Below are 12,543 nucleotides of genomic sequence, written 5' to 3'. Positions count from 1 at the left end.
TGTGCCGCGGCGCAGGCAATACCCGCTCCTACAGAAGAACGAGAGGGCTCAGGGAATACCATTGCGCCCATGCAGCAGGAAGCCCGGCCGTTCGCTGAGGCGTTCGTAGTAGGCGGCGACGGCGGGGTAGTCCGGCCGTTCCATGGGCGCCATCATCCAGCGGTGCACCGACAGGCCGAGCACGATATCCGCCAGGCTGAACCGGGCGCCGAGCACATGGGCGCCGCTGCCCGCCAACTGTTGTTCGAGCAGGCCCATCTTGTCGTTCCAGCCGCGAACGCCGACGGCGATCCGCTGCGGGTCCTGGTAGTCCGGGTTCTGCCGCACCAGGGCATGGAAGGCGTAGCCCCAGGACGGGTTGAGCTCCGTGGCTTGCCAGTCCATCCATTGCTCCACCAGTGCCCGGGCCCGGGGTTCGCCGGGCAGCAGGGTTTGCCCGGCGACCTTGCTGGTCAGGTAGCGGCAGATGCTGTTGGATTCCCAGAGCACGCCGGCATCGTCGATCAGCACCGGCACCTGGGCGTTGGGGTTGAGCTGGAGAAACTCGGGGCTGTGGGTCGACTGGAAGCCGCTGCCCCACTCTTCGCGGGTGTAGGGCAGCGCCAGTTCTTCGCAGGTCCACAGTACTTTTCTGACGTTGATCGATGACGCTCTACCGAGAATTCTCAGGGGGCCCATGGGACGTTCCTTGGCGGTTGGGGAGGCCCACGGAATTTAGCAGTGTCGCCCGGCGGCGGCGACGGCGATTTTGCCCCCGCGGCTCAGGCCGGGTCCGGCAGCGCCGACGCCGGCAAGCCGAAGACCCGGTCGAACAGCCAGTTGAAGGCGAAGGTGTAGCAGGGGATGAACAGGATCAGCGCCAGGTCCAGCAGGAAGGCCTGCACCAGGCTGATGTGCATCCACCAGGCGATCAACGGGATCAGGAACAGGATCAGCGTCAGCTGGAACCCCACGGCGTGGGCGATGCGCCGCTTGACCGTGCGGGTGCGCGAGGCCTGGCGGCTTTCCCAGCGCTCGAACAGGCTGGTGTAGATGAGGTTCCAGGTCACCGCGATGCTGGTGATCGCCACCGCCAGTGGGCCGGTGCTGCTCGGCGAGGCGCCCGACAGCAAGGCCAGGCCGAGGGCCGAGAAGGTCATGCCGAACACCTCGAACAACGATACGTAAACCAGTTTGCGCTTGATGCCTTGCATGGTGCTTTCCTCTGCGTACATGGGCCCGGGCCGGTCCTGTTGCAGGAAGGGCTGGCGAAGGCGGCAGAAGATAGCTTCAATATGGCTGACAGAAAAAGTCAGTAGCTTTCAGTTTTATTGATAGATAAAGGCCTATGAATTTCTCCAGCGACAGCATCCAGTTGTTTCTTGCCGTGCTCGAGCGCGGCTCGTTTTCCGCGGCGGCGCGGGCCCTGGGCAAGGTGCCTTCGGCGGTGAGCATGGGTATCGCCAACCTCGAGGCCGAGCTGGGCTACCCCTTGTTCGATCGCCGCCATCGCGAGCCGGTGCCCACCGCCATGGCCAACGCCCTGGCGCCCCATGCACGGCTGATCGCCGAGCAGCTCAAGCATTTGCAGGTGCATGCGGTGGAACTGTCGTTGGGGCTGGAAAGCCGGCTGTCCATCGGCGTGGTCGAGGATCTCGACAAGGCCCGGGTGCTGGCGGCGATCAAGCTGATCGCCGAGCGCCATCCGCTGCTCGACATCGAAGTGCTGAGCGCGCCCCAGGACGATGTGTTGCAGTTGTTGCACAGCGGCCGGATCGCGGTCGGCGTGGCTTTCGCCGGGGTCAACCTGAACGTGCTGGAGTATTTCCAGTACGTCGGCAGCGAGCGGATGATCGCCTGCATTTCCGCGCGCCATCCGCTGCCCATGGCGCCGGATGCCACCCTCTACCTGGAGGAGCTGGTTAATGTGCGCCAGGTGGTGGTTGCCAGCCGCGACCTGCCGATCCGCGATACCCGGCCGCTGATCGCCGAGTCCTATTGGCGCACCGACAGCCTGGCCATGGCCCTGGATATGGTCGAGGCGGGCATCGGCTGGGGCAATTTCCCGTTGTCGGTGATCGCGCCGCTGCTCGAGGCCGGACGGTTCAGGCGGCTGACCTTCAAGAACATCGACAACGGCCTGTTGCTGCCGGTGCACGCGGTGTGGCTGAAGAACCAGCCGCTGCAAAAGGCCGCCCAGGCTTTCGTGCAATTGCTCGGCGGCCAGGACCCGGCGCTGGCCGACGGGCGGGGCTGAGCCACGCTTCTCAGGCGGCTTGCTCGCGTAGCCAGTCGAGCAGGCAGGCGACGGGCGAGTCGGGCTCGATGGCTTCGGGCGACAGCAGATAGTAGGCGCTGCCGTCGGCGATAAAACCGCAGGGCGCGACCAAAAGCCCCGACTCAAGGTCGTCGCGCGCCAGTTGCCAGGGGGCGATGGCCAGCCCCAGGCCGGCGACCGCCGCTTGCAGGCTGAAGTAGAAATGCTCGAAGACCTGCTCCGACCCCGGCGCCTGTTGCTGCCCCTTGAGGTCCGACCATCGATCCCAGGCCTGCGGCCGGGTCGCGCTGTGCAGGCGCGGCGCGCGGTCCGCCAGTTGCACGCTGGCGCTGTCGTCGCGGGTCCAGCGGGCGGCCTGCTCCGGGCGGCACACCGGGCCGATGGCCTCGTCGAACAGCCACTGCGCCTGGGTGCCTCGCTGCCAGGGGAAATCGTTGCGGCGGATCGCCAGGTCAATGCCTTGGCCGAAATCGAAGGGGCCGCCGCCGGCCACCAGTTGCAGGGGGATATCCGGGTGCGCGGCGAAGAAGGCCGGGATCCGCGGAATCAGCCAGCGCATCAGCAGGGTCGGCTCGCAGGACAGCACCCATGGCGCGCGCTGGGCCGGCGCCCGCAGCTTGCGCGCGGCGGCGTCGATCAGGTCGAAGGCGTTCGCCACGCTGTGCAGCAGTTCGCGGCCGGCGTCGGTGAGAAACACCCGGTGGCTGCGGCGCTCGAACAGGCGGGTGCCGAGGTCGTCCTCCAGGGCGCGCACGGCGCGGCTGATGGCGCCGTGGGTCAGGTGCAGGGCTTCGCCGGCGCGGGTGAAACTCTCCAGGCGGGCGGCGGCCTCGAAACAGCGCAGGGCGCTCAGGGGCGGCAGGCGTCGATGAATTGTTTGTGAGTTTTTATCACCAGGAGTGTCAGTTTTCATCGTTCGCCCTGTGGCTATGGGTGCCCATAAAGTATGGGCCGGATTCTATAGCGAAGGCGTTTGAAAATGACTGAACTGTTAGTGGTAATCACCATCACCTTTCTCGCGGTACTTAGCCCGGGGCCGGATTTCGCCATGGTCACCCGCAACAGCCTGGTGCTGTCGCGTCGCCACGGCGTGCTCACGGCGCTGGGGATCGGCTTCGGGGTGATGCTGCATATCGGTTACACGCTGTTCGGCGTCGGGCTGCTGGTCAAGGAGTCGCTGCTGCTGTTCAACGTGCTGAAAATCGCCGGCGCGCTGTACCTGGTCTATCTCGGGGTACGGATGCTGCGCATGCCGGCCGACGAGACGCTGGAGGCGGTGGGCGATGGGCGCCATATTTCGGCCTGGGCGGCCTTGCGTACCGGCTTTTTGACCAACGCGTTGAACCCCAAGACGATGATTTTCGTGGTCAGCCTGTTTATGCAGGTGATGCAGCCGGGCACCGCGCTGGCAGTGCAGGTCGGCTATGGCGCGATCATTGTCCTGGCCCACGTGCTGTGGTTCGTGGCCGTGGCGCTGTTCTTTTCCGCGCCGGGTATCCGCGCCCGGCTCATCGCTTACAAGCGGCGCATCGACCAGGTGTTCGGCGTGGTGCTGGTGGGCTTCGGCGTGTTGCTCAGCGCCCTGAGCCTGCGCGCCTGAACGCAGCTCAGGTGCTTTCGCGGACCTTGAGCTCGAAGCCCATGTCGACCACCGGGCGGGTCACCGCATTGCCGGCCATCAGCGTCAGCAACTGCTCGGCGGCGCGCCGGCCGATGGCTTCGCGCGGGGTGCTGATGCTGCTCAGGCGCGGCACCATGTGCGCGGAGGCGGGCAGGTCGTTGAAGCCCATCACCGCCACTTGTTCGGGGACCTTGATCCCGCAGCGCATGGCTTCGAGCAGGGCGCCGTGGGCCAGGTCGTCGTTGCCGAAGAAGATCGCGTCGACGTCCGGGCGGCTGTGCATCAGTTGCAGGAACAGCTCGCCGCCCAGGCCCACCGACGACGGACGCGGGGTGAGGATTTCCAGGCTCGGGTCGTACAGCCCGGCTTTCTCCAGGCCGCGGCGGAAGCCTTCGCCGCGCATCAGGGTGCGTTGGTCGAGCTGGGCGCCGATATAGGCCAGGCGCTTGCGGCCGCGGGAGATCAGGTGCTCGGCGGCGGTCTCGCCGGCGTTGTGCTGGGAGAAACCCACGCAGTTCAGGCCGGCGCCGGGGTTCAAGTCCATCATGTAGACGCACGGTACGTTGCTGCCTTCGACCATCCGTCGGGCGCTGTCGGTCCGTTCGAAACCGGTCAGCAGCAAGCCGCGCGGCTGGTAGGCCATGTAGTTGCGCAGCAGGTTTTCTTCTTCGTCGGGGGAGTAGTGGAAGTTGCCGATCAGCACTTCGAAACCCTTGGGCCGCAGGACCTGATGAATGGCTTCCAGGGTTTCGATGAACAGCAGGTTGGACAACGACGGCACCAGCACCACCACCGAATGGCTCTGGGCCGAAGCCAGGGCGCGGGCGGCGGGGTTGACCACGTAGTTGAGCTCGCGGGCGGCCTTCTGCACCTTCTCCACCAGCTCGGCGGCCACCGTGTCGATGCCGCGCAGCGCGCGCGAGGCGGTGATCGGGCTGACGCCCGCCAGGCGCGCGACTTCGTTGAGGGTAGGGCGCCCGGTGGTGCGGGTATTTTTATCGTTCTTGGAGGAGGTCATCAGACGGCTTGCCAAACAAAATTCAAGTCACTAAGGTAGCGCTGTCTCGAAACAGCTGCAATGCGTGAGCGCGGTCGGCCTGACCCGCACTCTTTGGTTTCGCGGCCTATATACGCGGCAACCCACAAAAATGACAAGAAGGCGTCGGCAGAAACTATTTTTGCACTAGCATTTCCAAGAGCGAAGGTAGCGCTGTCTGCGCGCTGAGGTGTTACATGAGTCAACCCATCACCGCCCTGGTCATCATGGGCGTTGCCGGCTGCGGCAAGTCCAGCGTCAGTGACGCGCTGTGCCAGCGCAGCGGCGCCACGGCCATTGAAGGCGATACGTTCCACCCCGCCGCCAATATCGCCAAGATGAGTGCCGGTATTCCCCTGGACGACGACGACCGTGCCGGCTGGCTCGACAGCCTGTGCGACGAGTTGCGCCGCGCCCTGGCCGCCGGCCAGCGTCCGGTGCTGACCTGCTCGGCGCTCAAGCGCAAGTACCGCGACCGCCTGCGCAGCGCCACGCCGGGCCTGGGCTTCGTCTTCCTGCAATTGACACCCCAGGTGGCCGCCGAACGCGTGGCCCACCGGCCGGGGCATTTCATGCCCTCGACCCTGATCGACAGTCAGTTCGCCACCCTCGAATCTCCCGTGGGCGAACCGCTGACCCTGGCATTGGACGCCACCATCCACAGCGTTGACCGCCTGGCCGAACAGGCCCATGGCTGGTGGCAGGAGCACGGGCTGGATTCGTCCCGCTAAGCTTGGCTTCCATAGATAGCGCTATCCCACTCGGCTCACGTTTTTAAGCGAATAAAAACAACAAACCGGAGGCAACCCCCCATGTTTGGCATGTCCCAAGAGACCTATCTGCTGGTAGATGCAGTGGTCACCATCATCGGCCTGATCGTCTTGATCACCCGATTCAAGCTGCATCCCTTCATTGCCCTGACCATCGCCGCGGGCTTCCTCGGCCTGACTTCGGGCATGCCGGTGGACAAGATCATCAAGGCGTTCCAGGACGGCTTCGGCGGGGTGCTGGGTTTCGTCGGCATCATCCTGGCCCTGGGCACCATGCTCGGCAAGATGATGGCCGAGTCCGGCGGCGCCGATCAGATCGCCCAGACCCTGATCCGCGCGTTCGGCAAGGAGCGGGTGCAGTGGGCGATGATGTTCGCTGCATTCTTGGTGGGCATCCCGCTGTTCTTCGAGATCGGCTTCGTGCTGCTGATCCCGCTGGTGTTCATCGTCGCCCGGCGCACCGGCGTGTCGATCATCAAGATCGGCATCCCGCTGCTGGCCGGCCTGTCCGCGGTACACGGCCTGGTGCCGCCGCACCCGGGCCCGTTGCTGGCCATCGGCGTGTTCGGCGCCGACATCGGCAAGACCATTCTCTACGGCCTGATCGTTGCCCTGCCGACCGCGATCATCGCCGGTCCCATCTACGGCACCTTCATCGCCAAGTACATCCCGGGGCATCCTAACCAGGAACTGGTGGACCAACTGGCGCGCGAGAACACGTCGCAGAACCTGCCGAGCTTCAGCGTGACCCTGATCACCGTGCTGCTGCCGGTGTTCCTGATGCTGCTCAAGACCTTCGCCGACGTGGCGCTGCCGGACGGGCATTTCTTCCGCATCTGGATGGACATGATCGGCCACCCGATCAGCGCGCTGCTGCTGGCCTTGCTGCTGTCGCTCTACACCTTCGGCTCGCGCCAGGGCATCGGTTCCAAGCAGATCCTCAAGCTGCTCGACGCCAGCCTGGCGCCGACCGCGGCGATCATCCTGATCATCGGCGCCGGCGGCGGCTTCAAGCAGATGCTGGTGACCAGCGGCGTGGGCGACGTGATCGGCCACATGGCGGTCAATGCGCAGATCTCGCCGATCCTGCTGGCCTGGCTGGTGGCGGCGGTGATTCGTATCGCCACCGGTTCGGCGACCGTGGCCACCATCACCGGCGCGGGCATCGTGGTGCCGGTGGTCGGCATGATTCCGGGGGTCAACCGCGAGCTGCTGGTGCTGGCCACCGGCGCCGGTTCCCTGATCCTGTCCCACGTCAACGACGCCGGTTTCTGGCTGGTCAAGCAGTACTTCAACATGACCGTGGCGGAAACCTTCAAGACCTGGACCGCGATGGAAACCATCCTCTCGGTGGTCGGCCTGATCTTTATCCTGCTGTTGTCGCTGGTGGTCTGATGGGGTTCCTGTAGCCGCTGCCGAAGGCTGCGCAAGGTCCGCAGGACCTCCTGCGAGCTGAAGAGCGGCGCCCGCTGCGCGGTCGTACGCAGCCTGCGGCAGCGGCTACACGGTGTTCGCAAGCACAAAAAAACCGCATCGCTGCGGTTTTTTTGTGCCTGCTCTTCTGTAGGAGCGAGCTTGCTCGCGATAGCGCGCCAGCGCGTTGGATCAGCCGCCTTTCTGCACCAGCCCGTCCGCGCGGAACATGCCGCGGATACCGCGCACGGCCTGGCGGATGCGGTCCTGGTTCTCGATCAGGGCGAAGCGCACATGGTCGTCGCCGTACTCGCCGAACCCCACGCCCGGCGAGACGCAGACCTTGGCCTCGGCCAACAGCTTCTTGGCGAACTCCAGCGACCCCAGGTGCGCGTAGGCTTCGGGAATCTTCGCCCAGACGTACATCGAGGCCTTGGGGTTCTCGACCATCCAGCCCAGCTCATGCAGGCCCTTGACCAGCACGTTGCGGCGCTGGCGGTACTGTTCGGCAATATCCTTCACGCACTGCTGGTCGCCTTCCAGCGCGGCGATGGCCGCCACTTGCAGCGGGGTGAAGGTGCCGTAGTCGTGGTAGCTCTTGATCCGCGCCAGGGCGCTGACCAGCTCCGGGTTGCCGACCATGAAACCGATGCGCCAGCCCGCCATGTTGTAGCTCTTGGACAGGGTGAAGAACTCCACCGCGATGTCCTTGGCCCCCGGCACCTGCATGATCGACGGGGCTTTCCAGCCGTCGTAGACGATGTCGGCGTAGGCCAGGTCGTGGATCACCAGCACGTCGTACTGCTTGGCCAGGGCGATCACCCGCTCGAAGAAGTCCAGCTCCACGCACTGGGCGGTGGGGTTGGACGGGAAGCCGAGGATCATCATCTTCGGTTTCGGGATCGAGCCGCGGATGGCCCGTTCCAGTTCCTCGAAGAAGTCCACGCCCGGCACCAGCGGCACCGAACGCACCTGGGCGCCGGCGATCACCGCGCCGTAGATGTGGATCGGATAGCTGGGGTTGGGCACCAGCACGGTGTCGCCCTGGTCCAGGGTGGCGAGCATCAGGTGCGCGAGGCCTTCCTTGGAACCGATGGTGACGATGGCTTCGCTTTCCGGGTCGATATCGACTTCGTAGCGGTCCTTGTACCAGTGCGAGATCGCCCGGCGCAGGCGCGGAATGCCCTTGGAGGTGGAGTAGCCGTGGGTGTCTTCGCGCTGGGCGACGGTGACCAGTTTCTCGACGATGTGCGGCGGAGTCGCGCCGTCGGGGTTACCCATGCTCAAGTCGATGATGTCTTCGCCGCGCCGACGCGCAGCCATCTTCAGCTCGGCAGTGATATTGAAAACGTAGGGGGGGAGTCGATCGATGCGCGCAAAGCGGCGCGGCGAACCTTGTTCGGCCATTGTTGCCTCGGAGTACGTGAGCGCCCGGAACCGTCCGAGCGACGTCGGCCACTGCGGTGGCCTGGGGGCAGACGATAAGGGCTGGCGCGCGGGGCTGTCCAGAGGGGCGCGGCAATTTTTTTGCCGGCATCGACTCGGCCTGGACAGGGTTTTGCATCCTTGTGCGCGGATCCGTGTGCCGCGCATTGTCTTTGCCCGGCCCGCCCGCGTTAAATACCCCCCACTCGAATAACCGCATCAAACGGGATGAACGATGGAGTTTACCAGCGGCTTTCTGCTGAGCCTTTCGCTGTGCCTGGACATCGGCGTGGCCAATATCGCGATGATTACCCTGGCCATGCAGCGCGGCTATTTCCAGGGCTTCTGCCTGGGCCTGGGCACCTGTGTCGGCGACCTGATCTACGCCGTGCTGGCGCTGGCCGGGATGACCGTGCTGCTGCAGTACGCGGCGGTGCGCTGGGTGCTGTGGATCGGCGGCTCGGCGCTGCTGGTGTACTTCGCGGCGAAGATGATCTATTCGGCGATCCACCACAGCGCGGTGCTGGCCGAGGTCGGCGAGGCCGACAACGGTTCGCCGCGCAAGGAGTTCTTCCGCGGCATCTTCCTCGCCATGTCGTCGCCCAGCGCGATCCTCTGGTTCGCCGCGGTGGGCGGCACCCTGATTGCCCGTTCCGGGGGCGGCGACGTGGCCAGCTCGGGGTTGTTCCTCAGCGGCTTCTTCTGCGCCGGGCTGGCCTGGACCCTGGGCCTGTGCCTCGCCGCGACCCAGGGCGGCAAGCTCCTGGGCGACAAGCTGTTGCGCTATTCCTACCTGGCATCTGCGGCGATCTTCTGCTATTTCGCGGTCTACGTGATCCTGTCCGGCTATCAGGAGTTCATCGTTGGCGCGGCGGTCGCGGAACTTCCCGCGCTTTGAGCCAACGAGTCGGATTTGGCTTCTATACTCCCTGCCGAACCCAATTTTTCAGCCAGGAGTTGCACCATGGACGAGCACAAACAGGCGGCGGGGCCGGTACCGCGCTTCGAGAAGGGGCATTTTCTGTTGGTGGCCGGTCTGGGCGGACGTTTCACCGCCGAGACGACGCAACGCATTCCTGAGCTCTGGGAGCGCTTCATACCCCATATCGGCAAGGTCCCCGGCCAGGTGGGAGAGGTGACCTACGGCATCTGTTGCAACCCCGACGGCCAGGGTGGCTTCGAGTACATCGCCGGGGTCGAGATCAGCAAGCTCGATGATCTGCCCGAGCTGTACCGCTGGGTCGAGTTGGCGCCGCAGCACTATGCGGTGTTCGAGCACCGGGGGCCGCTGGCGAGCCTGCCGCAGACCTTCCAGTACATCTGGAAGACCTGGCTGCCGCAGTCCGGGCGGGAAGCCGCCGACGCACCGGAATTCGAGCGCTACAGCGCCGACTTCAACCCCGATACCGGGCGCGGCGCGCTGGAAGTCTGGTTGCCGCTCAAGGACAAGTAGCCGCGCCCCGGCCCGGCTATTTGCCCTTGCCGGGCCGGCGGGCGCGCCACAGGTCGATGGACAGGCTGACGAAACCGAACGCAGTGATGCCGAACAGCACCAGCAAACCGATCTGAACATTGCTCATGGTGAATTCCGTACTCGACCCGGATGGATTGGGCCTCGATAAATAGCCGGGTCGGCGTACGGATGACAGCGACTCTACGCAGGTTTTACGGTGTTGCCGGCAATCGATATGCAAGCCTTATGGTTCCTCGCCTACCTCCCCGTCGGTCCCATTACTCCATATCGCCTCCTGTAGGAGCGAGGCTTGCCCGCGATAAAGGCACCGCGGCCTGGCCGGTGCACCGCGTTACCGTTCATCGCGAACAAGCTTCGCTCCTACAGACGTACTCAGTACAGGCTGTTGCGCACCCGCTCCGGCATTTCCCGGTCGTAGCGCTCGGCGTCGAACGGCTCGCCGTTGAGGCGCTTGAGGATGGCGCCGGTCGAGGGCAGGGCCGAGCGTTCCAGGTAGCGTTCTGGGTTCCACAGGTCCGAGCGCACCATGGCCTTGGAGCAGTGGAAGTAGGCCGCCTCGACGTCCACCAGGATCACCGTGCGCGCTGCCTTGCCATTGATCGCGAAGCTTTCCAGCAGTTCCGGTTCCGCCGAAATGCGCGCTCGGCCGTTGACCCGCAGGGTCTCGCCGATTCCCGGAATGATGAACAGCAGCGCCACGCGCGGGTCGCTGACGATATTGCGCAGGCTATCGATGCGGTTGTTGCCCGGGCGGTCGGGAATGGCCAGGGTGCGGTCGTCGACGATTCGCACGAAACCCGGCAGGTCGCCCCGGGGCGAGCCGTCCATGCCGTCTGGGCCGACGGTGCTCAGGATCACCAGCGGCGAGGCTCGCACCATGGCCTGGTAGTCCGGGTTGAGGAAGGGGATTTCCTTGCGTACGGCCCGCTCCAGGGGCTGGCCGTAGATCGCTTCCAGTTGTTCGAGGGTGGTCAGCATGGGGCTTCTCCCGGGGGCGTCAGAACATCAGGGCCAGGCGGCGTTCGTAACCGATGCGGCCCATATAGGCTTCGCCGCTGTCGACCCAACCGTGTTTCAGGTAGAGCGCGAACGCGGCTTCGTTGTCCGCGTCCACCGACAGCATCAGCCCCCTGATGTCGGGCCAGGCCTGGCGTGCGGCGGCGGGCAAGGCTTGCAGGCAGGCGTTGCCGTAGCCCTGGCCCTGGACTCGGCGATCGACCTGCAAGGCATGCAGGGTGGCGGTATCGGGGTCGGCCCAATGGGGCAGGAACGGCGGGCGCTTGAGCAGCAGGAAGGCCACCGGCGTTTCGCCTGCCAGCAGGGCGAAGCCCTTGATGCCGGGCTCGGGCGCCTTGAGCAGGGTGTGCAGCGCGGTGTAGATGTCGCCGGAAAAACTCTTCTGTCGCGGGTGCACTTCGAGCGCGTCGAGCAGCTGCAGTTGCGCGGCGTCGAGCTGTTCGTAGGGCACGAGTCGAGCGGTCGCTGGGGTATCCATATCCGAGTACTACTGGGCGAGTTGCAGAAGTGGCGATTCTAGCGATTTGTCCACGACGGCGGTTTTTTTTCCTGGCCTTGTCGATTCGCCCGGCGGCCAGACGACTAAGGGTGTCTTCAGGATTCGGCAGCGCCCTTCGGCACCGTCCTGAGCCTGTGTCACTCACCTCGCAAGGAGATCCGCCATGAACACGCAAGCCAGCGAAAACGAAATCCGCAGCCTGATCGACGCCTGGCGTCAGGCCGTGATGGCCAAGGACATCGAGCGCATCGTCAGCTATTACGCCGACGACATCACCGCCTTCGACGCCGTGGGCGCGTTGCAATTCAAGGGCAAGGAGGCCTATCGCGCGCACTGGAAAGCCTGCATGGAATTCTGCCCCGGCCCGGGCATCTTCGACTTCGAGCAACTGCAGATAGTCCCGGCCGGCGACAGCGCCTTCGCCCACTGGCTGGCCCACTGCGGCGGCACCGACGACAAGGGCGAATCCAAGGCCTGCTGGATGCGCGTGACCGCGGGTTACCAGCGCCTGGGCGGGCAGTGGAAGGTGGTGCACGAACACTGGTCGGCGCCGTTCGACATGCAGAGCGGCAGCGCGTTGTTCGACCTGCAACCCTGATCGTCGGGTTTTTCGCCAAAGCCTGGAACTGCGGCCATAGTTGATCAGCTCGATAAAGGAGAGCGCCATGAAATACCTATGCCTGGTCTACAGCGACGAACAGCTGTTGCACAGCCTGCCGGACAGCCCGAAGGACGCCGAATGCATGGCGTACGCCGAGTCGGTGCAGGGCAGTGGCCGGATGCTTGCCGCCGAGGCCCTGGAGTCGGTGCAGACCGCGACCACGGTGCGCATGCGCGGCGGCCGGCTGTCGATCACCGACGGCCCGTTCGCCGAAACCAAGGAGCAATTGGCCGGGTTCTACCTGATCGACGCCAAGGACCTCAACGATGCCATCCAGGTCGCCGGCCATATTCCGGCGGCCCGGGTCGGCAGCGTCGAGGTGCGCCCGGTGCGTGAACTGAACCCCTGACTCCGGCGTTGGCCGACGATG

The 12,543-nt window shown here is 65.1% G+C and carries 15 protein-coding genes; 8 read left to right on the top strand and 7 right to left on the bottom strand.

Features of this window, described 5'->3' with window-relative positions:
- Positions 1-48: 48 nt before the first annotated feature.
- Together BTN82_RS22270 and BTN82_RS22265 are read right to left on the bottom strand one after the other, a co-directional pair.
- Entirely contained in the window at positions 49-678 is a 630-nt protein-coding gene (locus BTN82_RS22270) for a glutathione S-transferase family protein (protein WP_075121242.1), read from the bottom strand.
- A gap of 83 nt (positions 679-761) precedes the next feature.
- On the bottom strand, positions 762-1,193 hold the full coding sequence (locus tag BTN82_RS22265) for a PACE efflux transporter (protein WP_075121380.1): 432 nt from the start codon (positions 1,191-1,193) through the stop codon (positions 762-764).
- Positions 1,194-1,327: 134 nt separating this feature from the next.
- On the opposite strand from BTN82_RS22265, the gene BTN82_RS22260 reads away from it, so the two are divergent.
- Positions 1,328-2,236 (top strand): LysR family transcriptional regulator, encoded by a 909-nt coding sequence (locus BTN82_RS22260; protein ID WP_075121241.1) that lies wholly within the window; start codon positions 1,328-1,330, stop codon positions 2,234-2,236.
- A gap of 10 nt (positions 2,237-2,246) precedes the next feature.
- Here BTN82_RS22260 and BTN82_RS22255 read toward each other — a convergent pair whose 3' ends face one another.
- Positions 2,247-3,170, bottom strand: coding sequence for a LysR family transcriptional regulator (locus BTN82_RS22255; RefSeq protein ID WP_075121240.1), 924 nt, complete (start codon positions 3,168-3,170; stop codon positions 2,247-2,249).
- 66 nt (positions 3,171-3,236) lie between these two features.
- Here BTN82_RS22255 and BTN82_RS22250 point away from each other — a divergent pair, with 66 nt between their 5' ends.
- The gene (locus BTN82_RS22250) at positions 3,237-3,857 is read left to right on the top strand and encodes a LysE family transporter (RefSeq protein WP_075121239.1); all 621 of its coding nucleotides are present in this window, start codon (positions 3,237-3,239) and stop codon (positions 3,855-3,857) included.
- A gap of 7 nt (positions 3,858-3,864) precedes the next feature.
- Here the strand turns inward: BTN82_RS22250 and BTN82_RS22245 are convergent, their stop codons facing one another.
- A complete protein-coding gene (locus BTN82_RS22245) occupies positions 3,865-4,896 on the bottom strand; it encodes a LacI family DNA-binding transcriptional regulator (protein WP_075121238.1) in 1,032 nt (343 codons plus the stop codon).
- Positions 4,897-5,111: 215 nt separating this feature from the next.
- On the opposite strand from BTN82_RS22245, the gene BTN82_RS22240 reads away from it, so the two are divergent.
- Positions 5,112-5,645 carry a gluconokinase gene (locus tag BTN82_RS22240; RefSeq protein WP_075121237.1) on the top strand — a complete coding sequence of 178 codons (534 nt, stop codon included), beginning with the start codon at positions 5,112-5,114 and terminating at the stop codon, positions 5,643-5,645.
- An 81-nt stretch (positions 5,646-5,726) separates the two neighbouring features.
- Positions 5,727-7,079, top strand: a complete 1,353-nt coding sequence (locus BTN82_RS22235) for a GntP family permease (protein WP_075121236.1) — start codon at positions 5,727-5,729, stop codon at positions 7,077-7,079.
- 210 nt (positions 7,080-7,289) lie between these two features.
- Here BTN82_RS22235 and alaC read toward each other — a convergent pair whose 3' ends face one another.
- Entirely contained in the window at positions 7,290-8,504 is a 1,215-nt protein-coding gene (alaC, locus tag BTN82_RS22230) for an alanine transaminase (RefSeq protein WP_075121235.1), read from the bottom strand.
- A gap of 253 nt (positions 8,505-8,757) precedes the next feature.
- Between alaC and BTN82_RS22225 the strand changes: the two genes are divergently transcribed.
- Together BTN82_RS22225 and BTN82_RS22220 are read left to right on the top strand one after the other, a co-directional pair.
- Positions 8,758-9,420 carry a LysE family translocator gene (locus tag BTN82_RS22225; protein ID WP_075121234.1) on the top strand — a complete coding sequence of 221 codons (663 nt, stop codon included), beginning with the start codon at positions 8,758-8,760 and terminating at the stop codon, positions 9,418-9,420.
- A gap of 66 nt (positions 9,421-9,486) precedes the next feature.
- Entirely contained in the window at positions 9,487-9,975 is a 489-nt protein-coding gene (locus BTN82_RS22220; RefSeq protein WP_075121233.1) for a GyrI-like domain-containing protein, read from the top strand.
- Positions 9,976-10,368: 393 nt separating this feature from the next.
- Here the strand turns inward: BTN82_RS22220 and BTN82_RS22215 are convergent, their stop codons facing one another.
- Together BTN82_RS22215 and BTN82_RS22210 are read right to left on the bottom strand one after the other, a co-directional pair.
- Complete coding sequence (locus BTN82_RS22215) at positions 10,369-10,974, bottom strand: pyridoxamine 5'-phosphate oxidase family protein (RefSeq protein WP_075121232.1); 606 nt, start codon at positions 10,972-10,974, stop codon at positions 10,369-10,371.
- Between the two features lie 19 nt (positions 10,975-10,993).
- On the bottom strand, positions 10,994-11,491 hold the full coding sequence (locus BTN82_RS22210) for a GNAT family N-acetyltransferase (protein WP_075121231.1): 498 nt from the start codon (positions 11,489-11,491) through the stop codon (positions 10,994-10,996).
- Positions 11,492-11,675: 184 nt separating this feature from the next.
- Here BTN82_RS22210 and BTN82_RS22205 point away from each other — a divergent pair, with 184 nt between their 5' ends.
- Both BTN82_RS22205 and BTN82_RS22200 read left to right on the top strand, forming a co-directional pair.
- A complete protein-coding gene (locus BTN82_RS22205) occupies positions 11,676-12,110 on the top strand; it encodes a YybH family protein (RefSeq protein WP_075121230.1) in 435 nt (144 codons plus the stop codon).
- Positions 12,111-12,177: 67 nt separating this feature from the next.
- On the top strand, positions 12,178-12,522 hold the full coding sequence (locus BTN82_RS22200) for a YciI family protein (RefSeq protein WP_075121229.1): 345 nt from the start codon (positions 12,178-12,180) through the stop codon (positions 12,520-12,522).
- Positions 12,523-12,543: the final 21 nt, after the last annotated feature.

Source organism: Pseudomonas chlororaphis, assembly GCF_001921865.1.
GTDB classification, from domain to species: Bacteria; Pseudomonadota; Gammaproteobacteria; order Pseudomonadales; family Pseudomonadaceae; genus Aquipseudomonas; species Aquipseudomonas chlororaphis_D.
Note: the sequence above shows the minus strand (reverse complement) of the source record. Positions and strands in the feature narration are given on the sequence as shown.

What these genes read in the sequence shown, in the direction of transcription:
- BTN82_RS22245 (WP_075121238.1), bottom strand. Translation starts at nt 4,896, where the DNA reads ATGACCTCCTCCAAGAACGATAAAAATACCCGCACCACCGGGCGCCCT.
- BTN82_RS22260 (WP_075121241.1), top strand. Translation starts at nt 1,328, where the DNA reads ATGAATTTCTCCAGCGACAGCATCCAGTTGTTTCTTGCCGTGCTCGAG.
- BTN82_RS22210 (WP_075121231.1), bottom strand. Translation starts at nt 11,491, where the DNA reads ATGGATACCCCAGCGACCGCTCGACTCGTGCCCTACGAACAGCTCGAC.
- BTN82_RS22255 (WP_075121240.1), bottom strand. Translation starts at nt 3,170, where the DNA reads ATGAAAACTGACACTCCTGGTGATAAAAACTCACAAACAATTCATCGA.
- BTN82_RS22205 (WP_075121230.1), top strand. Translation starts at nt 11,676, where the DNA reads ATGAACACGCAAGCCAGCGAAAACGAAATCCGCAGCCTGATCGACGCC.
- BTN82_RS22225 (WP_075121234.1), top strand. Translation starts at nt 8,758, where the DNA reads ATGGAGTTTACCAGCGGCTTTCTGCTGAGCCTTTCGCTGTGCCTGGAC.
- BTN82_RS22270 (WP_075121242.1), bottom strand. Translation starts at nt 678, where the DNA reads ATGGGCCCCCTGAGAATTCTCGGTAGAGCGTCATCGATCAACGTCAGA.
- BTN82_RS22215 (WP_075121232.1), bottom strand. Translation starts at nt 10,974, where the DNA reads ATGCTGACCACCCTCGAACAACTGGAAGCGATCTACGGCCAGCCCCTG.
- BTN82_RS22250 (WP_075121239.1), top strand. Translation starts at nt 3,237, where the DNA reads ATGACTGAACTGTTAGTGGTAATCACCATCACCTTTCTCGCGGTACTT.
- BTN82_RS22265 (WP_075121380.1), bottom strand. Translation starts at nt 1,193, where the DNA reads ATGCAAGGCATCAAGCGCAAACTGGTTTACGTATCGTTGTTCGAGGTG.
- BTN82_RS22235 (WP_075121236.1), top strand. Translation starts at nt 5,727, where the DNA reads ATGTTTGGCATGTCCCAAGAGACCTATCTGCTGGTAGATGCAGTGGTC.
- BTN82_RS22200 (WP_075121229.1), top strand. Translation starts at nt 12,178, where the DNA reads ATGAAATACCTATGCCTGGTCTACAGCGACGAACAGCTGTTGCACAGC.
- alaC (WP_075121235.1), bottom strand. Translation starts at nt 8,504, where the DNA reads ATGGCCGAACAAGGTTCGCCGCGCCGCTTTGCGCGCATCGATCGACTC.
- BTN82_RS22220 (WP_075121233.1), top strand. Translation starts at nt 9,487, where the DNA reads ATGGACGAGCACAAACAGGCGGCGGGGCCGGTACCGCGCTTCGAGAAG.
- BTN82_RS22240 (WP_075121237.1), top strand. Translation starts at nt 5,112, where the DNA reads ATGAGTCAACCCATCACCGCCCTGGTCATCATGGGCGTTGCCGGCTGC.